Raw genomic sequence first — 279 nt, forward strand, 5'->3', positions numbered from 1 at the left:
TGTCCGGGTTGCCGGCCTTGCCGATCCCGGCGATCCGCCCGCCGACGATCCCGACGTCCGCCTTGACGATCCCCCAGTGGTCGACGATCAGCGCGTTCGTGATCACCGTGTCGACGGCGCCCTGCGCGTTCGTCGCCGTGCCCTGGCCCATGCCCTCGCGCAGCGTCTTGCCGCCGCCGAAGACGGCCTCCTCCCCGGGGACGGTGAGATCGCGCTCGACCCGCACGGTCAGCGCGGTGTCGGCCAGGCGCAGGCGGTCGCCGGTCGTCGGGCCGTACA

1 pseudogene is annotated in these 279 nt (G+C 73.5%); it reads right to left on the minus strand.

Annotated features, from left to right (window positions below):
- Positions 1 to 279 (minus strand): annotated as a pseudogene (ureC, locus tag AB2U10_RS19280) (urease subunit alpha); the annotation flags it as partial.

The sequence above is a fragment of the Leadbetterella sp. DM7 genome (assembly GCF_040829825.2).
Lineage (GTDB): Bacteria > Bacteroidota > Bacteroidia > Cytophagales > Spirosomataceae > Leadbetterella.